Origin of the sequence: Phenylobacterium sp., assembly GCF_025351295.1 — a bacterium.
Taxonomy (GTDB): Bacteria; Pseudomonadota; Alphaproteobacteria; order Caulobacterales; family Caulobacteraceae; genus Phenylobacterium.
In genome coordinates, this window is the sequence record NZ_JANXWD010000059.1 from 15,343 (window position 1) to 35,138 (window position 19,796).

Below are 19,796 nucleotides of genomic sequence, written 5' to 3' on the forward strand. Positions count from 1 at the left end.
AGATGCAGATGCGCTGGAGCCAGGATGAACTGGCGTTTCGCGACGAGGTGCGGGCCTTCCTCGACGCGAAACTGACGGCGCAGATGCGCCGTGACGTGCGCCGCCTGACCAGCGTCTACGCCCCGCATGAGCTCAGCATGGCGTGGCAGGCGATCCTGCACGCCCGCGGCTGGGCCGCGCCAGCCTGGCCAGTGGAATACGGCGGCTGCGGCTGGAGCGCCGCCCAGCGCTACATCTTCGCCAGCGAACTCGCCGCTAACGACGCCCCGTCCCTGTCGCCCATGGGGATCGGCATGTGCGGCCCGGTGCTGATCGGCCACGGCACGGCCGAGCAGAAGGCCCACTACCTGCCGCGCATGCTGACCGGCGAACACCTGTGGTGCCAGGGCTATTCCGAGCCCGGCTCTGGCTCCGACCTGGCCTCGCTGCAGATGAGCGCGATGGACGACGGCGACGACCTGGTCTGCAGCGGCCACAAGCTGTGGACCACCCACGCCAACGTCGCCAACTGGATCTTCTGCCTGGTGCGGACCAGCCAGGAGGCCATCCGCCAGCAGGGCATCACCTTCCTGCTGATCGACATGGCGACGCCCGGCGTCGAGGTGCGGCCGATCGTCATGCTAAGCGGCGAGCACATCCAGAACGACGTCTTCTTCACCGACGTCCGCGTGCCCAGGGCCAATGTGGTGGGCCGGGTCGGCGAGGGCTGGACCGTGGCCAAGTACCTGATGGAGTTCGAGCGCGGCGGCGGGGTATCGACGCCCGGCCTCAAGGCGCGGCTGGGTCGCATCCGGGCGTTGGCCGCCAGCGAACCCGATGGCGCCGGCGGGCACATCGCCGATGGCGCCGGCTTCATGGCGCGGCTCAATGCGCTGGGCATCGAGGTCGAGACCCTGGAGGCGGCGGAGCTGCAGATCCTGGCCAGCCTCAGCGCGGGCGATGCGCCGGGCGCGCGATCCTCGATGATGAAGATGGTCGGCACAGAGCTCAGCCAGCGCTTAACCGAACTCGCCCTCGAGGCGGCCGGCGCCTATGGCGCCGCCTACCAGCCGCACGCCGTCTGCCCCGGCGGCCCGGTCCTCGGCTTCGTCCCACCGACCGACCAGGGCCACGTCGGCCCCGACCACAGCCTGACCGTGGCGGCCAAATACCTCAACGACCGCGCCGGCTCGATCTACGCCGGGACCAACGAGATCCAGCGCAACATCATGGCCAAGGCCGTGTTGGGGCTGTGAGACGAAAAAGGGCGCGGCGTTTCCGCCGCGCCCTCAGGTCGCAGGATCTCGTCGGCGCTTAGGCGCTGATCGAAGCCTGATCCACCTTGAAGCCCGGTCCCATCGTGGAGGAGAGGCTGATCTTCTTGATGTAGGTGCCCTTGGCGCCCGACGGCTTGGCCTTGTTGAGCGCGTCCACCAGGGCGCGCACGTTGATGGCCAGGGCCTCCTCGGTGAACGAGGCCTTGCCGATGCCGGCGTGGATGATGCCGGTCTTCTCGGTGCGGAACTCGATCGAGCCGCCCTTGGCGTCCTTCACGGCCTGGCCAACGTTGGGCGTCACGGTGCCGACGCGCGGGTTCGGCATCAGGCCACGCGGGCCCAGAACCTTACCCAGCCGGCCCACCAGGGCCATCATGTCGGGCGTGGCGATCACCCGGTCGAAGTCCATGAAGCCGCCCTGGATACGTTCCACCAGCTCCTCGGCGCCGACGATCTCCGCCCCGGCGGCGGTGGCTTCGGCCGCCTTGGCGTCCTTGGCGATCACCGCGACGCGGACGTGGCGGCCGGTGCCGGACGGCAAGGCCACGACGCCGCGGACCTGCTGGTCGGCGTGGCGAGGATCGACGCCCAGGTTGACGGCGATCTCGATGCTCTCGTCGAACTTGGCGTTGGCGTTGGCCTTGACCAGCTTGATGACGGCGTCGAGGGCGTGGGTCTGGGTGCGGTCACCCGTCCAGGTCTTGGCGCGCTTGGGTTGCTTGGCCATAGGCTTAGGCCTCCACGATCTGCAGGCCCATCGAACGGGCGGAGCCCTCGATGACGCGGCTGGCGGATTCGATGTCGATGGCGTTGAGGTCCTTCATCTTCTTCTCGGCGATCTCACGCAGCTGGGTGCGGGTGATCGTGCCGGCGCTGTCGCGGCCGGGCAGCTTGGAGCCCGACTTGATGCCCAGCGCCTGCTTGATGAAGAACGACGCCGGGGGCGTCTTGGTGATGAAGGTGAACGACTTGTCCTGGTAGACCGTGATCACGGTCGGCAGGGGCGTGCCCTTCACTTCCTTCTCGGTGCGGGCGTTGAATTCCTTGCAGAAGCCCATGATGTTGACGCCGCGCTGGCCCAGCGCCGGCCCGATGGGCGGCGAAGGCGTGGCGGAGCCCGCGTTCACCTGCAGTTTGATATAGCCCAAGATCTTCTTGGCCATCTTTGCTCCTCTGTGGCCGGATGACCCGGCCGGTTGAGCCGTGGTGCGGGGTCACGGTGGCCGCCCCCTCCCACGGATTTGAGCCGCTTTCGCGACACCCGCGTAACGATCCACCGGAGCGGGGCCACGCGAAGCGGGCGGCTTTAGCAGCTAGGGGGCCGCGGAGCAACCGGGGGCGGCTATCCCGGCTTGTGGACCCAGAACTGGTACATGCCGCCGAAGGTCATGGGCCAGCGCCGTTCGAACTCGGCCCAGCGGTCGAGGTCGGTCGCGCCGGGATCGTCGGGGAACATCTGCCGGTAGGCGGCGCGCACGTCCGCCGCGACCGTGAAGCCCAGGAAGCGCAGGCCGTTCTCGCCGATCATCCGGGCCAGGTCCGCGATCTCCATCTCATGCTCCTGGACGTGCATCAGCAGGTCGCGACAGGAGCTGGCGGCGTAGAAGTCGGAGAACCGCATGGCGCCCTTCACGGGGTCGGCCTCTGGCGCGGCGACGATCGCCTGGCGCAACGCGCGGACCGTGCCCGGCGTATAGCTCTTCGCCAGGACCTTGGCGGCCTTGAGCCCCCGTCGCGCCGTGGCGCTGTAGAGGCCCAGCTTCATAACGCCGCCCGGCCGCAGCAGTCCGGCCAGGACGCGGGCGCCCTCGAACGGGTCGGCCAGATGATGCAGCACCCCGCTGCATTCGATGACGTCGAAGCTCAGGCCGGTCGAGCCCAGTTCCAGCAGGTCGGCCTGGGCGAAGCCAAGGTTGGCGATCCCCGCCTCCCGGGTCTTGCGCAGCGCATAGCCGAGGCTGGCGCGGCTGAGGTCGACGGCCAGCATCTTCGCGCCGGCATAGCGCTGGCCGGCGTGGATCGCGTGATACCCCGTGCCGCAGCCGGCGAAGAGCACATTGGCCGCCTTCGGGACCGGCCACCCGAAGATCGAGGCGACGGGGGCCACCGGCGTCACCCTGCGCCAGCGGGGATAGGGGCTGGCCTCGTACTGCGCCCGCACCTGCCCGGAGACCTCGTCGCGGATCGGCGTCAGGGCCTGGATCCGCACCTGCAGGGCCTGCTCCCGCCGCACAGTGCCGATCTGTTCCTGCAGCACCGTCCGCACCGGGCCCGACCACACCTTGCCCATCAGCAGGTCGGCGCCTGGCAGGCGCGCCAGCGGCGCGTAGCAGGCCAGGACCATCACCTCGGACGGCGTCAGCGTCTCGACCCGCGCGGCCAGCCCGTCCACCCGGCCCTGCTCCGCCGGCTCGACCGCCCAGGCGTATTCGTTCAGCTGGCACTGGATCGCCAGGTTCGCCAGCAGCGGCTCGGCTGCCGGCCCGCCGCCCTCGGTCAGCAGCCTCTGGCGCAGCTCGGTCATCCGGCGCTCCAGCCAGGCCGGATAGATCGGCACGCTGACCAGCAGTTCGGCCAGCAGGTCGTCGGCCGCCAGGCCCTCGACGGTCGCCGGCCAGTGCGCGCGCAGGTGAGCCGCCGCCGCGCCGATCGTCACGGCCCCCGCGGCGCCCTCACGGAACGCCCGCAGCAGGCTCACCCGCTCGTCCTCCGTCTGCCCGCCCTCGTCCGCCATGCCGCGGAGATAGCGTGCGGGCGGGCGCTTGGATATGCAGGCGCGATGCGCGATCCCGCCCGGTCAGACCGACTCCGCACCCAAGCGGCCCAGGCGCTGGCGGCCGGTCGCCTGGGCGAAGCTCAGGCCCGGCTCGAGTCAGCCGTCCGGGCCGACCCGCGATCGGCCTTCGCCCATCACGATCTCGGCGGGCTCCACAAGCTGCAGGGCCGGCTGCCGGAGGCCGAGACCAGCCTGCGGGCCGCCCACGCGCTGGCGCCCGACGACGCGAAGACCCGCCATGCCCTCGGCATCGTGCTGCTGAGCCAGGGCCGCTACCGCGAAGGCTGGCCGCTCTACGACGCGCGCCACGCGATCCCCGAGCTGCGGCTGCTGAAGCCCGCCCTCCCCTACCCGGCCTGGACGGGCGAGGACGTGGCCGGCAAGCGCCTGCTGATCTTTCCGGAGCAGGGCCTCGGCGACCAGATCCAGTACGCCCGTTTCGCCCCCTGGCTGGCGGCGCGCGGCGCCGACGTCACCCTGATGTGCCACCCGGCCCTGGCCCGGCTGTTCGACCGGAGCCTGGGCGTCCGGGTGATCGCCGCCAGCGGCCAGGTGGACTTCCCGGACCCGGACTATTGGGTGATGTCAGGCTCGATCACCGGCCGCACCGGGCTCGGTCCGGACGCGCTGCCGAACGCGCCCTACCTGCGGTCCGGCGACGGCGGGCCGGCGGCCTCTGGCGGCCTCGGCGTGGTCACCCGCGGCAACCCCGCCCACACCAATGATGCCAACCGCTCGCTCCCGCCCGATCTGGCCGCCCGGCTGCTGGCGCTCCCGGCCGCCGTCAGCCTGCAGCCGGAGGACACCGGCGCGAAGGACTTCGCCGACACCGCCGCCCTGGTCGCCGGCCTGGATCTGGTGATTGCCGTCGACACCGCCGTGGCCCACCTGGCCGCGGCCATGGGCAAGCCGACGTGGATCCTGCTGCCCCGCCTGATGACCGATTGGCGCTGGATGGAGGACCGGCCCGACAGCCCCTGGTACCCCTCGGCCAGACTGTTCCGCCAGCCGCGCGCCGGCGACTGGACGCCCGTCCTTGACGAGGTGCGGGCCGCGCTGGCGGCCCGCCTGCCCTAGCGCGTGTCAGGCGAAAGTGGATCCCGGTTTCGCCGCCCGACGCGCTCTAGTTCAAAGAGTGAGAGCCTTTTTATCTGGTCCAAGTGAGTCCACTTGAACCAGAAAGGCTCTAGCAGGTTGTTGAAATAGGTTTTTTAGGGTGCCTGAGGCGCAAGTTTGCAGCCCTAGAGATTCAGAAAACCCAATTATTTCAACTACGAGATTTTGCCTGTTTGAGCGGAAGGGCCATGAGAGGGCGAAAATCGGCCCTCACCGTCGACTTTTTCAACAGCCTGTTAGAGCCTTTTTATCTGGTTCAAGTGAGTCCACTTGAACCAGAAAGGCTCTAGGCTTGCAGCGCCTTGCGGGTCTGTTCCCAGTATTGGGCGCCGGTGATCAGGGTCACCAGGGCGGCGATCCAGAACAGGCCGTGAGCTGCCCATTCGAAGCCGCCGCGCAACGCCGTGCCGTCCGGCAGCGAGAACGCGCCCCAGGCGGCCACCACCAACTCCATGCTGAGCGCCACCATCTGCAGGGTGGTCTTCCACTTGGCCAGCAGGGTGACCGGCAGCTTGACGCCCTTGCCGGCGCTGACCTCGCGCAGCGCGCTGACCGTGAACTCGCGGAACAGGATCAGGCCGGCCGGCACAACCACCATCGGCTGGGGACCCAGCGACAGCAGGCCCAGGATCGCGCCGCAGACCAGCACCTTGTCGCCGATCGGGTCGAGGATCGCGCCCCAGACGCTCTCGGCGTGCAGCTTGCGCGCCAGCCAGCCGTCGAAGAAATCGGTCACCGCCGCCAGCACGAAGGCATAGACCGCCCATCGCTGCAGGGCGAACTGCTGCTCCGGCTCCAGGCGGTTGGAGAAGTAGGGCACGGCCCCGGTGGACGCCGCCAGGGCGATGAACATGAACAGCGCCATGACGAGGCGCGATCCGGTGAGGATGTTCGGCAAGGATTTCATCTACAGACCGAGCGTCCAAGCTTGAGCTTCGTTCCCGAAGCTTAGCCGCTTCGCGCCGCGCTCATACAGCTATTCGCCGGATCCGCGCGGCCGAAGCCCGCCCTTAGAACTTCGCCCGAACCCCAGCCTCATAGGTCAGGTCGTAGAATTCCCGCTGGATCGGGCGGCTGGCCGAGGCCTCGTAGAAGCGCAGGGGCTCGTCGGTGAGGTTCTTGACGTTGAAGTAGACGTTGTAGGCCGGGGTCACCTGATAGCTGCTGGTGAAGTCCAGGGTGGCGCGCTTGTCCTGGAAGACGTCCGTGGCGCGGCTGCCGCCGATCCCGAACAGGGTCTTGCCGACATACTGATAGGCCAGCCGCAACTGCAGGCCCCGGGCTTCATAGAAGACCGAGGCGTTGGCGGTCCACTTGGAGGCGCCGGGCAGGGCCACCGTCTCGCCGGGGCGCAGCTCGACCCGGGTGTCGACGTAGGTGGCGTTGGTGTCGATCCCCAGACCTTCAAACGGCGCGGGCAGGAAATCGAAGCGCTGCACGTAGGCCGCCTCGACGCCGCGGGCCCGCGCGTTGGAGACGTTGTCGAAGCTGGTCTGGCTGACGATGCCCACCAGGTCGGGATAGGGGCCGCGCACGACGCGCGCGACGATGAAGTCGTCGAACTCCTTGTCGAACAGGCCGAGCGAAACGATGCCGGAATGGGGCAGGTAGTATTCGACCGAAAGATCGAAATCCTTTCCGTAGGTCGGCTTCAGGTTCGGGTTACCGGTGCTGACGGTGTTGGCGCCCACATCGACGCGGCTGGACTGAGTGGTCTGCAGAAAGCCCGGCCGGGCGATGGCGGTGGCGAAGGTGGCCCGGACCACGAGGTCGTCGCTGGGCTGGTAGCGCAGCTGGGCGGTCGGGAAGGCGTTGGTGTAGCTGTGCGAGCGGCTGTTGGGCCGGTAGGAGACCGCGCCCGCCGCATCCTTGACCTGCGACAGGCCGCGATAGGTGGCGTCGGTCGCCTCCACCCGCACCCCGGCCAACAGGCTCCATGGTCCCCAGGCGCCCTGGTACTGGCCATAGCCGGCGTAGACGTCCTCGTCGTCGTCCAGGAACGCCCCGGCGTCGCGCCCCTGGTCGCGTGCCAGCTTGCGGGTGAACAGGGCGGGGTTGTTGTCGAGGAAGCGGCGCAGGTCCACGCCACTGGCGCGGACGCCCACGGCATAGTTGTCGTCATAGAAGACGAACGGGCCGCCGCCTGGGAAATCGCTGAGCAGCTTGGCGGGGCCGGTGTAGGCGAAGCTGAAATTATGCGGCTGCACCTGCTTGCTGCGCAGGCGGACCTTGCCGCCGACCTTCAGGGTGTCGGCGTCCGAGAGCCACTGGCCCGCCAGGCTGGCGTTGGCGGCATAGGACCACTCCTCGTCGCGGTCCTTCTCGTTGGCGTTGTTGATGCCGGTCAGGGCGTAGGCCTTGGGGTCGAGTACATTGCCACCGCTGGCCGACACCACCTTGGGCACGTCGGGATTGGTGGTGTTGTCGTAGACCACGGTCAATGGGTCGGGTCCGCGAAAGGTAGAGTTGATGTCGCGCTCGCGGGCGTAGGTCGCGCGGGAATAGGCGGCCTGGTAGTCGATGAGCAGGCGGCCGAAGCGGTCCTTGCCGCCCACCGCGAAGATCGAGTTGCGGTGGGTTTCCTGCTCGTCGCGCAGGGTGGCGGCGGTGTTGGCGCCGGAGGCGGTGAGGCTGTTCGGCGCGCCGGGCGTAACCGCGGCGTCGTCGCCCAGGCTGTTGTAGGCCAGGATCTGGCGGTTCACCGACTCGCGATAGCCGGCGACGGTGGCGCGGGCGAACCAAGCGTGGTCGTCACTGGCCTTGAAATCCAGCTCGCCGGAATAGCCGAAGCGGCGGCGATGGTACTGGTAGCGGCGCAGCTCGAGGGCGTCGAACACCTTGTCGGGGATGTCCGGCTGGCCGTCGATATAGGCCGCCTCGACGTCGTCGATGCCGCGGCGATCGTTGTTCTGGTACTGGGTCAGGACGAAGGACAGGGGCTCGCTCTCGGTGACGCCGGGCAGGCTCGCGCCCCAGCCAAGGCGGCCGCCGACCACGATCTCGTCGCGAAAGGCCTTGGTCTTGCGAAGCGGCTCATAGCCGCCGCCCAGGGTGACCTCGGCGAACAGTCGCTTGGCGTTGATGGCGGTGCGCGGGGTCAGCTCGACCTGGCCGCCCAGGCCCTCGGCCTCATGGTCCGGCAGGCCGGTCTTGTAGATCTCCAGGCGGTCGACGGCGCCGATCGGCACCGTGTCGAACTCCACGGCCCGACCGGTGAAGTTGAAATAGGTCAAGGTCGGCAGGGTGTTCAGCAGCACCACGCCGCCGAAGGTGGCGCCGTTCAGGTTGCCGTCCAGGCCGCGGATATTGACGTAGCGGCCCTCGCCCGTGTCGATCGACAGGGAGACCCCCGGCATGCGGCTCAGCGCCTCGGCGGCGTTGACATCGGGATATTTGGCGATGGTCTCGGCCGACTGGACATTGACCAGGTTCGGCGCGTCCTTCTGGACGACGCGGGCGGTGGCTTCCAGCCGCGGCGCGGTCACCACGACGCCCTCGACGGTGGAGGCGGGGGTTTCGGCCGGGGCCTCGGCGGCGGCGGCGGCGCCCCCCAGCGAGAGGGCGGAGGCCGCCGCCAGCAACAGATCGCGCCGCACCGTCATGGAATCGCTCCCGCACACCAACACTGCGGGGAGCCTTAGGCCGGGGACGAGACGGGTCTGAGAACTTCCGGTTGCAGAACTGTAACGGAATGGTTGGGAAATCCCAATCTTTCGGTCATGTTGGCGAACGCTCGGTCAGCCCCCCGCGTCGCGCCACTTCAGGATCAGCTTGCGGCCGCGGAATTCGAACGACTCCAGGCGGTTCAGAAAGCTCAGGCCGAGGAGTGAACTGCTGATCGGGGCCTTGTTGATCGTCAGCTTGAAGTCGCCCATCGCGATCGGGCCGATCTCTAGGCTCTGCACGGCGTAGGGCGCGCCATAGCCCGTGCCGTTGGCGGTCTCGGCCTCGGATTCGTAAGCGAGGCTGTCCACCGGGATCCCCAGGCGGCGCGCGTCGTCCGGGCTCAGCACGGTGTCGGTGGCCCCGGTGTCGACGACGAAGCGCACCCGCTGGCCGTTGACCTTGCCCACCACCACGAAGCCGCCCTGGTCGTTCTGCGGGATCACCAGCTCATGGTCGCCGGTGGTCACCGGGGCGCCGGGGCTGAAGGCCAGCCGGAGGCGTTGCGGCACGCCGGCCAGTTCCTCGCGATAGGCAAGGCCCAGCGCCAGCACCGCCACGATCGCCACCCAGATCGCCGCATGCCTCAGGTATCGGCCCACCGCCTCGCGCCGAAACCGCGCCAGGCCGGAGGCCAGCAGGATCAGCACCCCGGCGCTGTAGCCGACCGAGGCCCAATCGTCCCGCGTCCGCAGCGCCTCCGGAAACGCCCGCGCCAGCGCCGCCACGATCCCGCCCAGCGCCACGACGAACAGCAGCCAGAGCCACGGCCGGCGGCGCATCGGCGCCGGGGCCGGCTTCGGCGGCTCGATATCCCACGGCCCCCTGCCATTGCTCATGCGCTCGCTCTCCCCCCGCCGCGAACGGGTCGCGCACCGGGACGCTATCACGGCCTCGCCCAACCGGCAGCCGGGCCAGCCGGAACCAACGGGTGGTCGCGTTACAGGCATCGGTCTGCGGGATAGGCGCCGCGTACACCTTTCCGGATGCATCTTGCGCTGCGCTCAGACATCATGAGGCGAGGTGGGCCGCGAGATGCTCGGTAAGCACGCGATCGATACATTCTTCGTCGGCGCGACGACGCCGGGGCTGTGGCCCAGCGCACTTGAGACCATCGCGCAGGATCTCGGCGCGGACGGCGCAACGCTGACCAACGGCACGGCGATACCTTCGCGGGTCTCGACCTCGCTCGGCATCACGTCCATCGTCGAGGAGTATTTCACCCTCGCCGCCGGGTTCGACAGCCGCGAGGACCGGGTACAGCCCAGCCCAGACGGCGGGTTCGTCGGCGACTTCGACAACTATGCGCCCGACGAGATCGAGCGCGATCCGTTCTACATGGACTTCCTGCGGCCGCGCGGCTTCGGCTGGCACGCCGCGGCGGCGCTGAGCGGCGGCAACAGCCCCCTGGTGCTCAGCCTGAAGCGGCGATGGAGCCTGGGGCCCTTCCAGCGCGACGAACTGGAGCGGATCACCGTGGTGCTGCCGCATCTGCGGGCCGCGGCCTATGCGGCCCAGGTCTCCCTGCGGTTCCGCTCCGAGGACCACCTGCACGCGCTGACGGCCATCGGACAGGGCGGCCTGCTGTTGAACCGCGAGGGCCGGGTCCTGGCCCACAATGCGGCGGTGGAGTTCGGCGACGGGCTGAGCCTGGCGGAGGGTCATCTGAAGGCTGCCTATGCCTCGGAGCAGGGCGCGCTCGACCGGGCGGTGGCCATCGCGGTGAGCCGCTCGCCGCCCAGTGAGCTGCCGGCGCCCAGGGCCGCGGTGCTGCATCGCCCCTCGGGCCGCCGGCCGCTGATCGTGCGGATCGCCAGGTTGTTCGACGTGGCGCCCAACCCGATCGCCCAGGCGCGCGCGCTGGTCAGTGTGATCGATACCTCGACGGCGCCGGTCGCCACCTCGGACCTGCTGCGCCAGTTGTTCGGCCTGACGCCCAAGGAATCCGAACTCGTCCTGCTGCTGGGCCAGGGCCACACGCTGAGCCAGGCGGCCGAGCTTTGCCGGATCAGCCTGCCGCACGCCCGCCAGCGGCTGAAGATCATCTTCCAGAAGACCGAGACCTCCCGGCAGGGCGAGCTGGTCACCCTGGTGATGCGCCTGGCCTGACGGCGGGCTGTCGAGGATGCCATCCCACATGGGCCCTCCTACATGGGCCCTCCTGCATGGGCCCTCCCACATGGGCCCTCCCACATGGGAGTGTCGGCATCGCCGTTTCTTCAGCAAGGTCATCCTCGACGGGCTCGACCGACCTCGGTCAGGAGCGCCCGCAGTTCATTTGCGTAAGGGCATGGGCATGATGCGACTTCGGACAGTTTCCCTGGCGGCTGCCAGCTTCGCGTTTGCGGTGGCGGCGATGCCGGCGCTGGCGGGCACGACCTCCTATTCGGACACCACCTTCAACGTCTCCGACTACACGCTGGGCGCATTCAAGGACGCCGCGGTGACGGTGGATTCGTACGGCCAGACGCCCACCGGCGGCAATCCGGCCGCGGCCCTGCAGGGCACGGTCTCCAGCACCGGGACCAATCTGCAGGGCGTGCTGTTCACCGCGCTGAACACCACGTTCACCTACGATCCGACCGCCAGCGGCGCGATCACCTCGCTCGATTTCGCCCTCGAGCGCTATGCCAACCCCTTCGTCGGCGCGACCCAGAGCAATGTCGGCAGCTACTCGTTGCGGCTGCTCGCCGAACAGGCCGGCACGCTCTACCAGGCCACCTTCGTGTTCGGTCCGTTCAACGTGCCGGGCGGCGACTGGCATGCGCTGTCGCAGACCGGCATCCTGGCCAGCAACTTCTTCGTGCTGGACGGCTCGAACTTCGCGGGCTCGGGCGCGGTCGGCGGGCTGGATTACAGCGGCGGCGCGATCACCTTCGGGTTCGCGATGCGCGGCGGCGGCCTGTTCAACGTCGACGGCTCGCCGTTCACCGGCAGCGCCACCAACGATCTGCGCGCCGACAACTTCGCCCTGACGGTCAACTCGGCCAGCGCGGCCGTGCCGGAACCGGCGACCTGGGCGATGATGATCCTGGGCCTGGGCGGCGTCGGCGGAACCCTGCGTGCGCGCCGCCGGCGGCCGGCGCTGATCTAGCGGCGCCGATCCAGGCGCGGCGAACCTATCCGCCGCGCCGTCCGTTCGACGGCTTCGTATTCCCTTGCCCGCGGCATTGGTGAACAATGACCGACAAGGCCCGGCGGTAGTCCGGGCGAGGCTTAGGGGGATGGCATGAAGCGCTGGGCGTTGGCGGTCGGACTTGCGGTCCTGGCGAGCGCGTCGCCGAGCGGCGCGGCGGATCTTTCGAAGAGCCTCGTGCCCGGGGTGACCGGGGTGCTGGGCGAGTATGTGCAGATCGCCGGGGGCATGGCGCCCGGCACGCCGGCCGCGTTGAACACTGCGACCTTCCTGCGCTTCCGCGCCGCGGCGGACGCCGAGGCGCCCCGGCCGGCCAACGCGGTGATCGTCGCCCTGCCCGGCTTCTCGTCGACGCCTTCGCAGTGGCTGCTGGTCGCCGGCCAGTTGGTGGAGAAGGCCCAGACCCGGACGTGCGAGGGCAAGCCGTGCCGCATCGAGGTGTGGGTGCTGCAGCGGCGCGGCGCCAACCTGGCCGATACCACGGCGCTGCTCGCCGCGCGCAAGGCCCGCGATCCCAGGGTGGCGCTGGCCTATTACTTCGGCACGCCGTCGATGGCCCCGATGCCGGGCAAGGGCGCGCCGGCGCGGATCGTGGCGCCCGGTCCCGACGCGAAGTGGACGCCGCTGACCCAGGGCGACCTGGCGTTCATGGCCGACTGGGGCTTCGAGACCTATGCCGGCGACGTGGCCGCCATGATCGGCCAGATCCGCACACGGACCGGCGGCCGCAACATCTTCCTCGCCGGCCACAGCCAGGGCGGAGGCTTCGTGTCCAACTATGCCGGCTGGAAGCGGCCGGACGGCAGGCGCGGCGTGGAGGGCCTGTCGGGCCTGATCTTCCTGGACGGCGGGCCGTCGGTGGGGGCCGAGGCGCCACCGAGCGAGGCCCAGCTCAAGGCCTATCTGGACCGTGTGGCGTCGCTGCGCAGCGGCAAGGCCAAGGTCTATACCGACGGCAACGGCCTGCTGGGCGCCATCGCCGGGCCGGTCTCGGTCATGGGCCAGTCGGTGACCGGGCTCTATTACGCGTTCTCCGACCCCAAGGCGGAGGCGATCTTCCCCATGCGGGCAGCAGGCATGGCGCCGGCCCCGGGCGACGACTTCCTGGGCGCCTTGCGGGTCACCTGGCTGGCGCGCGCCGGGGTGACCTTTGATACCGAGCCGGTGCCGGGCGGCGGGGTGCAGCTGTCCTTCCTGCGCTTCCTCGGCCAGGGCCTGGGGCGGCTGGATTTCGCCCCGCTGCCGGGAACCGAGGCGCTGTGCGACAAGACCCCCGAGCCGATGCTGATGGGCCCGGTGCGGCCGGGGCCGGCGCCGACCTGCACGCCGACGGCGGCGATGGTGGACCGCGACAAGATCTATGGCTGGATCGAGCCCGGGGACGGCGGCCCGCGGGAGGCCGGCACGGCGAAGCACTGGGTGGACGCCCAGGCCTGGGCGCCGTCGCGCACCAACCTGCGTCCCGTCGCCGTGGACTTCCGCGACAGCGGCCGCAAGACCATCGACGCCGCGTCCATGGTCCCCTTCAACTGGTACCAGTCGGAACGGTGGGACTTCGACGCCGGCTTCGTCGGCCGCTACCGGACGCTGAAGATCAAGCAGGACGGCGTCGACCTCGACGTGGACAAGGCCGCCATCGTCGGCGTGCCGGTCTATGTCGCCCGCCAGGTCGCCCCGCCGGGCCAAGCGGGCAATCCGTTCCCGGGGGTCACCGACTACACCGAGATCAACCGCACCGGGACCCAGCAGAGCGACGCGGCGCGGGCGATCACGCCGCTGGATCCGAAGATCAACTCGACGATCTACAACCACAGCGACTTCATCGCCGCCGACGATTCCAAGGCGGGCCAGGTCCGCCCCGGCGAGCCGGGGGCGGCCCTGGTGTCGGACACCCTGGTGGACTGGGTGCTGAAGCGCTCACGCGGCGTAGCGACGACGCCGACCCCGGCGGCGATGGGCGTGCGCGCGATCTTCTGAGGCCGGGCTTCAGGCCGTCGCCAGGGTCTCCAGCCGGGTCAGCCAGTAGTCGGCGTCGTAGCGGTCGTCGCCGGTGAGGTAGCGCCACAGGCGCACGCGGTTGACGAACTCCAGCCGGCCGGTGTCCTGCTCGAACCAGGGCTCCGGCGTCATCAGGATCTGCTCGACGGTCTGGGGCTGGGCGGTCTTCACCAGGAAGATCGGGCGCTGGGCGGCCTGGGGCGCCAGGGTCGAGACGTCGAACTTGCGGCCCTGCGGCGCGCTGGGGTTCATGCGGATCTTGAACATGGTCCGCGTGCGGTCCGACAGGTTCACCCCGCCGCCGTGCCAGAGGCCGGAGTGCAGGAACAGCAGGGTCCCGGCCTCGCAGACCATGTGCTGCTGGCCGCGGATGTTCTGGTAGCGGCCGATGGCGACCTCGCTGACCCGGCGCAGGTGGGTGCCCGGCACGAAGCGGGTGCCGCCCATCTCGCGGGTCACGGCGTGCGGGTAGTACATGATCTGCAGGTCGAAGGCGGTCCGCGGGTCGATGGTCGAGTCCTGGTGGGTGTGCTGCGAAACGTTCTCGCCGCCGGCGGCCTCATGGTAGGCGCTGGGGAAGGTCACGTGCAGGAAATGGTGGTCGAAGACCGGGTCGTCGCCGACCAGGCTGCGGATCGCCCCGGCCACGACCGGCAGCGCCAGCAGGCGGGAGAGCGCCGATCCCTGCGGATAGGCCTGGCCCAGCGGGACGCCGGCCGACACCTCCGGAATGCCGCTGGCGGCCAGCATCTCGCCGTAGGTGCGCAGCAGCTTGCGGCCGGCGACGGCCTGCGGTGGGGGTCCGGCCTCGGCCAGGAACTGGGCGTTGATGGCGTCGGGGACCACGGCGTCAAGCCGCAGGAAGCCGCGGGCGGCGAAGCTGGCCATCGACAGCGCGTCCAGCAGGGGCAGGTTGCTCACGGCGCCGTCTCCACGATCTGCTCGAACCAGAACTCGTACTTCAGGTAGCTGACGTCGAACTCCGCGCCGCGCGGGTGCGGCAGCAGCTGCGAGGCCTGGAACAGCCGCCAGCCGTCCTTCAGCGCGTCGACGCCGGAGCGATAGGGCGGCTCGTCGGCGTCGCCCGCCATCGGCCGGGTCGCCCCCGTGCCGTCATAGACCGCCCAGGCGATCACCGGCGAATCCAGCGCCGAGTTCGCCAGATAGAGCACCAGCACCTTCTGCCGCGGCATCGCGCCTCCCCGTTCCGGCGGCGACGATGGCATGCCGGGGCGCCGCGCCGCCAGCGGGTTTGGGTTGACAGCGGCGGCCGGCCGCCATGACCTGTGATCCCGGCGCCCGCGAACGCATAACGGCGCGCCGGAAATACCGCGGGAGGTCATCATGGACGGATCGACGCCTCAGGCCGGAGGGCCGGCCCGCGAGGATCCCTGGCGCCTGCCGCTGGAGGGGCTGGACCCCAGCCGCGCGGAGCTGTTCCAGACCGGCGACCAGCATGAGGTGTTCCGCCGGCTGCGGCTGGAAGACCCGGTGCACTATACGCCCGACAGCCCGTTCGGGCCCTTCTGGTCGATCACCCGGTTCCACGACATCGTGGCGGTGGACTGCGACCACCAGACCTTCTCGTCGAACCGCGACATCGTGATCGGCGACAACCCGGAGGGGTTCGCCCCGCCGATGTTCATCGCCATGGACCCGCCGCGCCACGACGTGCAGCGCAAGGTGGCCAGCCCCGCCGTGGCGCCGGCCCGGCTGCAGGATCTGGAGATGCTGATCCGCCAGCGGGTGGGCAAGATCCTGGACGCCCTGCCGCGCAATGAGACCTTCAACTGGGTCGACCACGTCTCCATCGAGCTGACCACTCAGATGCTGGCGACCCTGTTCGACTTCCCGTGGGAGGACCGCCACCTGCTGCCCTACTGGTCCGACGTCACCACCACCTCGGAGACGGTGGGGGTGGTCGCGGACATGGCCAACCGCGAGAAGGTGCTGCATGAGTGCCTGGCCTATTTCACCGGGCTCTGGCGGGCGCGCGCCGCCCAGCCGCCGAAATTCGACTTCATCTCGCTGCTGGCCCACAGCCCCGACACGAAGGACATGATCGACGACCCGATGGAGTTCCTGGGCAACCTGATGCTGCTGATCGTCGGCGGCAACGACACCACCCGCAACTCGATCACCGGCGGCGTCCTGGCCCTGAACCAGTTCCCCGACCAGTACGCGAAGCTGAAGGCCGACCCGTCGCTGATCCCCAACATGGTGCCGGAGATCATCCGCTGGCAGACGCCGCTGGCCCACATGCGCCGCACCTGCGTCAAGGACGTGGAGTTCCAGGGCAAGCTGATCCGCCAGGGGGAGCGGGTGATCATGTGGTACGTCTCGGGCAACCGCGACGAGACCGTGATCGAGGCGCCGGAGCAGTTCATCATCGACCGCGACCGCTCGCGCCACCACCTGTCGTTCGGCTTCGGCATCCACCGCTGCATGGGCAACCGGGTGGCCGAACTGCAGCTGAAGATCCTCTGGGAGGAGATCCTGGCGCGGTTCGAGCATGTGGAGGTGGTGGGCGAACCGGTCCGCTTGGCCTCCAACTTCGTGCAGGGCTACACGCACCTGCCAGTGCGCATCCGCGGCTGACGCGCGGCCGGCCTTGACCCGAAACCCGCCGTCGCGCGTTTGATAGGCCCGAGCCTGGGAGAGTCGCGCTTGTCGGAAAATCTGGTCGCCAGCCCACCGCCGGCGGCGGCGAAGCTTCCGGACCTGGGCGCGGTGTTCGACCACGCGCCGGCCCCGCTGCTGCTCGTGGCGGCGGACGCGCCGAAGTACACCATGCTGCGGGTCAACCTGGCGCACGCGCGGGCCTTCAACTCGACGCCCGAGGCGTTGGCGGGGTGGGGTGTGCTGGAGGTCTTCCCAGCCGATCCGCCCCCGGAGGTCGCCGGCTTCGTCGAGGCGATCCGCACCTCGTTCGAGCGGGTGATCGCGACCGGCGCGGCCGACCAGATGCCGGTGCGGCCGTTCTCCGTGGCGCTGGACGACGGCCAGGCCGAGCAGCGCTACTGGTCGGCGACCAACGCCCCGATCCTGGGCCCGGACGGCGTGGTCACGCACATCGTCAGCGCTGTGCGCGATGTGACCGGCGAGGTGCTGGAACGCCGCAGCGAAGAGGCGCGCAAGCTGCTGATGCGCGAGGTCGACCACCGCGCGCGCAACGCCCTGACCATCGTGCAGTCGTTCGTGCGGCTGACCACCGCCGACAGCCTCGACCAGTTCCGCGAGACCGTGGACGGCCGGGTGGCGTCCCTGGCGCGCGCCCAGACCTCGCTGGCGGCGCGGCGCTGGGAGGGCGGCGACCTGCGCGAGGTGGTCGATTCCGAGCTGGCGGCGATGTCGGCGACCGGCCGCTACCGGGTCTCCGGCCCCGCGGTGCTGCTGCAGGCCGAACACGTGCAGGCGATGAGCATGGTGATCCACGAACTGGCCACCAACGCCGGCAAGTACGGCGCGCTGTCGAGCGCCGGCGGCATGCTGGCGGTGACCTGGACGGCCGACCCGGACGGACGCCTGCGCCTGACCTGGCAGGAGGACGGCGGCCCGCCCGCCCGGCCCCCGAGCCGCGAGGGCTTCGGCTCACGCCTGATCGTCCAGCTGAGCCGCCAGCTCAACGGCGAGGTCGCCTTCGAATGGCGGCCGGAGGGGCTGAAGGTCGAGATGGACCTGCGGCTGGGGGAGACCGCGCAGGGCTAACCGGCGGCGGCCGGTCAGGTCTTCGCCTTGGACTTCGCCTTCCCCTTCGACTTGGCCTGACCGGGCCAGGCCGTGTCGATCGGCAGCTTCGGATTCGCCGTGACCTTCAGGTCGCCGCAGTGGTGGTAGGTGAAGCGGCCGTCGGCGTTCACCCCGTGCTCCTCCATGAACTGGATCACCTGGATCGTGCAGTGGTCGCAGTCGATGTTGGGGATCTTGACGTCGGTTTCCCACTCCTGGGCGGGCTTGCGTTCGTGATGCTCCCAGAGGCCGTCGACGAGGACCGGCGGCTTGGGGTTCGGATCGATCTTGCCGGAGACCGAGATCGGCCCGCGCGGCCCGTCCTTGGTCACGTCCTCCGGATCGGCCGGCAGCTCGGCGCGGTCGAGCACCGCCAGGGCGATCCGGTAGTGGCCCGGGTGGTAGACCGTCTCCTTGACATGGATGTGCAGCAGTTCGCCGCCGGTGAGCGCGGTGATGTCGCCGGTCGGCATGCCGGGATTGGCGGTCGTGCCGCCGCAGGGACCCGCCTTCTGGGGATCGCCCAGCACGTTCTCCACCAGCCAGGACTTGGGCTGCATCAGGATGAAGTGGGCGGGGGCGGCGACCGGGACGGCCAGGGCGACGACGCCGACCCCGAGCGCGGCGGCCATGCGGAGTTTCATGTGGCGTTTCCCTGGTGGGTTTGTGACGACCCACTCGATAGCATGACTCGCGCGGGGCCTTGGCGAACGGTCTCGAATTGCCGCAATGTAGGCGCGGGTGCTGCTGCTGGAGGCTGGCGGCAGGGACCGACTGGGTGTGGACGAACGCCTGCCGGTGATCAGGCTGGAGGACGGCCTGCGGCGAGGGTAAGCGCCCGCGCTGCAGGCGCTGTTGTATTGAACCACGAAGACCACCAAGACCACGAAGGGCGTCGGACAGCCTCAGGCGCTCCGCATCGCTGGGCGCCTTCGTGGTCTTCGTGGTCTTCGTGTCAGGTTGGGAGGCGCTGGCGCGCCCATACGCTCACGCTCCGCCCCTACTCCGCGCAGAAGCGGGCGAGGTCGGCGGCGGTGTCGCGGCTGATCTCGGGGCAGGCGATGCTGAAGATCTCCGCGCCGTGGGTGGTGCCCATCACCTGGCGGCAGCGGGCCGGGACGCCGGCGGCGACCAGCAGGCGATAGAAGCCGACGCCCTCGTCGCGCAGCGGGTCGCATTCGTTGACGCTGATGATCGTCGGCGGCAGGCCGGCCACGTCGGCGGCGACCGCGAAGCCCGGCCAGGCCAGCGGGTTCTTCGCCTCGAGTTCCGCGATGCCATAGGCCATGGCGCCGCGGTTGTTGTGCAGCTCCAGCAGCAGGCCGTTGTTCTCGATGGAGGACGGGTTCTGCGGCAGCGGCCACTGGCCGGCGATGTAGGGGCAGAGCGCATAGAGACCCTTCACCAGGCCGATATCCCCGTCGCGCGTCAGCTTCAGGCCGGTGGCGATGGCGAGGTTGCCGCCGCCGCTCTCGCCGGCCACCACGATCCGCGCCGGGTCGATGTCGAACTGGGCGGCGTGGGCGTGCAGCCAGCGCAGGCCCGAGACGCAGTCGTTGAGGCCGGCCGGGAACGGCAGCACCTCCGGCGCGGACGACGGGCGCAGGCAGTTGCGGAAGTCGACCATGGCCACGGCCACGCCCCGGCCGGCGATGATCCGGCCCCAGGCGCTGTACATGCCGTTGAAGGCCGACATGCTCTGCATGCCGCCGCCGTGGATGTAGTAGACGCACGGGTGCGGCCCGGGACCCGCGGGGCGGATCAGCTGGACCTTGATCGGGTTGCCGTCCGGCGCGGAGACGAAGGTCTCGGTGGTGACGGTCAGGCCGGCGGCGGGCGCGTTGGCCTCGGTGTCGCAGGCGCCGAACAGCATCTGCATCGCCTGTTCCGCGGCCAGGGCCTCCGGGGTGTTGGCCTCCGCGATCAGCGCCTCGCGGCTCGCGATGTCGCCCACCGGCGGGCGGTCTGGAAAGGCGAAGACGGCCTTGAGGCGCGGGTCGATGCGGGGGTCGAGGGCGATCTTGGAGGACAAGGCTGGAGCTCCCGGTGGCATGGCGGGCGGAGGGTGTGAGCGCCAGATAGCGCGTTGACCGGGCGGGAAGGAAGCGCGGCCTGCTCTTGC

Annotated in this window: 17 protein-coding genes; 7 read left to right on the plus strand and 10 right to left on the minus strand. The window is 69.8% G+C overall.

The genetic code is table 11. The features are described from left to right. The first annotated feature begins 2 nt into the window (after positions 1-2). Complete coding sequence (locus Q0R13_RS09075; protein ID WP_293902712.1) at positions 3-1,235, plus strand: acyl-CoA dehydrogenase family protein; 1,233 nt, start codon at positions 3-5, stop codon at positions 1,233-1,235. Between the two features lie 58 nt (positions 1,236-1,293). Here Q0R13_RS09075 and rplA read toward each other — a convergent pair whose 3' ends face one another. From rplA to Q0R13_RS09090, 3 genes are all read right to left on the minus strand, one after another. After that, the gene (rplA, locus tag Q0R13_RS09080) at positions 1,294-1,983 is read right to left on the minus strand and encodes a 50S ribosomal protein L1 (protein ID WP_293902715.1); all 690 of its coding nucleotides are present in this window, start codon (positions 1,981-1,983) and stop codon (positions 1,294-1,296) included. 4 nt (positions 1,984-1,987) lie between these two features. Next, the gene (gene rplK / locus Q0R13_RS09085; RefSeq protein WP_293902718.1) at positions 1,988-2,419 is read right to left on the minus strand and encodes a 50S ribosomal protein L11; all 432 of its coding nucleotides are present in this window, start codon (positions 2,417-2,419) and stop codon (positions 1,988-1,990) included. Between the two features lie 179 nt (positions 2,420-2,598). Continuing rightward, positions 2,599-3,990 carry a class I SAM-dependent methyltransferase gene (locus tag Q0R13_RS09090; RefSeq protein ID WP_293902721.1) on the minus strand — a complete coding sequence of 464 codons (1,392 nt, stop codon included), beginning with the start codon at positions 3,988-3,990 and terminating at the stop codon, positions 2,599-2,601. 45 nt (positions 3,991-4,035) lie between these two features. On the opposite strand from Q0R13_RS09090, the gene Q0R13_RS09095 reads away from it, so the two are divergent. After that, entirely contained in the window at positions 4,036-5,109 is a 1,074-nt protein-coding gene (locus tag Q0R13_RS09095; RefSeq protein WP_293902724.1) for a tetratricopeptide repeat protein, read from the plus strand. Positions 5,110-5,434: 325 nt separating this feature from the next. Here the strand turns inward: Q0R13_RS09095 and pgsA are convergent, their stop codons facing one another. The 3 genes from pgsA to Q0R13_RS09110 all read right to left on the minus strand — a co-directional run bounded on the left by pgsA (position 5,435) and on the right by Q0R13_RS09110 (position 9,650). Beyond that, positions 5,435-6,055, minus strand: a complete 621-nt coding sequence (gene pgsA / locus Q0R13_RS09100) for a CDP-diacylglycerol--glycerol-3-phosphate 3-phosphatidyltransferase (protein ID WP_293902727.1) — start codon at positions 6,053-6,055, stop codon at positions 5,435-5,437. Between the two features lie 103 nt (positions 6,056-6,158). Then, positions 6,159-8,750, minus strand: coding sequence for a TonB-dependent receptor (locus Q0R13_RS09105; protein ID WP_293902730.1), 2,592 nt, complete (start codon positions 8,748-8,750; stop codon positions 6,159-6,161). Between the two features lie 135 nt (positions 8,751-8,885). After that, a complete protein-coding gene (locus Q0R13_RS09110) occupies positions 8,886-9,650 on the minus strand; it encodes a TIGR02281 family clan AA aspartic protease (RefSeq protein ID WP_293902733.1) in 765 nt (254 codons plus the stop codon). Positions 9,651-9,846: 196 nt separating this feature from the next. Here Q0R13_RS09110 and Q0R13_RS09115 point away from each other — a divergent pair, with 196 nt between their 5' ends. The 3 genes from Q0R13_RS09115 (at position 9,847) to Q0R13_RS09125 (ending at position 13,924) form a co-directional block, all read left to right on the plus strand. After that, positions 9,847-10,920 (plus strand): helix-turn-helix transcriptional regulator, encoded by a 1,074-nt coding sequence (locus Q0R13_RS09115; protein WP_293902736.1) that lies wholly within the window; start codon positions 9,847-9,849, stop codon positions 10,918-10,920. A 187-nt stretch (positions 10,921-11,107) separates the two neighbouring features. Next, a complete protein-coding gene (locus Q0R13_RS09120) occupies positions 11,108-11,905 on the plus strand; it encodes a PEPxxWA-CTERM sorting domain-containing protein (protein ID WP_293902739.1) in 798 nt (265 codons plus the stop codon). A gap of 135 nt (positions 11,906-12,040) precedes the next feature. Beyond that, the gene (locus tag Q0R13_RS09125; RefSeq protein WP_293902742.1) at positions 12,041-13,924 is read left to right on the plus strand and encodes a hypothetical protein; all 1,884 of its coding nucleotides are present in this window, start codon (positions 12,041-12,043) and stop codon (positions 13,922-13,924) included. A 9-nt stretch (positions 13,925-13,933) separates the two neighbouring features. Here the strand turns inward: Q0R13_RS09125 and Q0R13_RS09130 are convergent, their stop codons facing one another. Further along, positions 13,934-14,866: a phytanoyl-CoA dioxygenase family protein gene (locus tag Q0R13_RS09130; RefSeq protein ID WP_293902745.1), complete on the minus strand. Its 933-nt coding sequence runs from the start codon at positions 14,864-14,866 to the stop codon at positions 13,934-13,936. After that, positions 14,863-15,138 carry a hypothetical protein gene (locus Q0R13_RS09135; protein ID WP_293902748.1) on the minus strand — a complete coding sequence of 92 codons (276 nt, stop codon included), beginning with the start codon at positions 15,136-15,138 and terminating at the stop codon, positions 14,863-14,865. Before Q0R13_RS09135 ends, Q0R13_RS09130 begins: the two co-directional genes overlap by 4 nt. A gap of 151 nt (positions 15,139-15,289) precedes the next feature. On the opposite strand from Q0R13_RS09135, the gene Q0R13_RS09140 reads away from it, so the two are divergent. Together Q0R13_RS09140 and Q0R13_RS09145 are read left to right on the plus strand one after the other, a co-directional pair. Further along, the gene (locus Q0R13_RS09140) at positions 15,290-16,543 is read left to right on the plus strand and encodes a cytochrome P450 (protein ID WP_293902751.1); all 1,254 of its coding nucleotides are present in this window, start codon (positions 15,290-15,292) and stop codon (positions 16,541-16,543) included. Positions 16,544-16,612: 69 nt separating this feature from the next. Continuing rightward, positions 16,613-17,653: a PAS domain-containing sensor histidine kinase gene (locus Q0R13_RS09145; RefSeq protein WP_293902754.1), complete on the plus strand. Its 1,041-nt coding sequence runs from the start codon at positions 16,613-16,615 to the stop codon at positions 17,651-17,653. A 14-nt stretch (positions 17,654-17,667) separates the two neighbouring features. Here Q0R13_RS09145 and Q0R13_RS09150 read toward each other — a convergent pair whose 3' ends face one another. Both Q0R13_RS09150 and Q0R13_RS09155 read right to left on the minus strand, forming a co-directional pair. Beyond that, positions 17,668-18,318 (minus strand): SCE4755 family polysaccharide monooxygenase-like protein, encoded by a 651-nt coding sequence (locus Q0R13_RS09150; RefSeq protein ID WP_293902757.1) that lies wholly within the window; start codon positions 18,316-18,318, stop codon positions 17,668-17,670. A 356-nt stretch (positions 18,319-18,674) separates the two neighbouring features. Next, entirely contained in the window at positions 18,675-19,706 is a 1,032-nt protein-coding gene (locus tag Q0R13_RS09155; RefSeq protein ID WP_293902759.1) for an alpha/beta hydrolase, read from the minus strand. Between the last annotated feature and the right edge of the window lie 90 nt (positions 19,707-19,796).

Coding starts and splice junctions, on each gene's coding strand:
- Q0R13_RS09075 (WP_293902712.1), top strand. CDS start 3: ATGCAGATGCGCTGGAGCCAGGATGAACTGGCGTTTCGCGACGAGGTG.
- rplA (WP_293902715.1), bottom strand. CDS start 1,983: ATGGCCAAGCAACCCAAGCGCGCCAAGACCTGGACGGGTGACCGCACC.
- rplK (WP_293902718.1), bottom strand. CDS start 2,419: ATGGCCAAGAAGATCTTGGGCTATATCAAACTGCAGGTGAACGCGGGC.
- Q0R13_RS09090 (WP_293902721.1), bottom strand. CDS start 3,990: ATGGCGGACGAGGGCGGGCAGACGGAGGACGAGCGGGTGAGCCTGCTG.
- Q0R13_RS09095 (WP_293902724.1), top strand. CDS start 4,036: ATGCGCGATCCCGCCCGGTCAGACCGACTCCGCACCCAAGCGGCCCAG.
- pgsA (WP_293902727.1), bottom strand. CDS start 6,055: ATGAAATCCTTGCCGAACATCCTCACCGGATCGCGCCTCGTCATGGCG.
- Q0R13_RS09105 (WP_293902730.1), bottom strand. CDS start 8,750: ATGACGGTGCGGCGCGATCTGTTGCTGGCGGCGGCCTCCGCCCTCTCG.
- Q0R13_RS09110 (WP_293902733.1), bottom strand. CDS start 9,650: ATGAGCAATGGCAGGGGGCCGTGGGATATCGAGCCGCCGAAGCCGGCC.
- Q0R13_RS09115 (WP_293902736.1), top strand. CDS start 9,847: ATGCTCGGTAAGCACGCGATCGATACATTCTTCGTCGGCGCGACGACG.
- Q0R13_RS09120 (WP_293902739.1), top strand. CDS start 11,108: ATGATGCGACTTCGGACAGTTTCCCTGGCGGCTGCCAGCTTCGCGTTT.
- Q0R13_RS09125 (WP_293902742.1), top strand. CDS start 12,041: ATGAAGCGCTGGGCGTTGGCGGTCGGACTTGCGGTCCTGGCGAGCGCG.
- Q0R13_RS09135 (WP_293902748.1), bottom strand. CDS start 15,138: ATGCCGCGGCAGAAGGTGCTGGTGCTCTATCTGGCGAACTCGGCGCTG.
- Q0R13_RS09140 (WP_293902751.1), top strand. CDS start 15,290: ATGGACGGATCGACGCCTCAGGCCGGAGGGCCGGCCCGCGAGGATCCC.
- Q0R13_RS09150 (WP_293902757.1), bottom strand. CDS start 18,318: ATGAAACTCCGCATGGCCGCCGCGCTCGGGGTCGGCGTCGTCGCCCTG.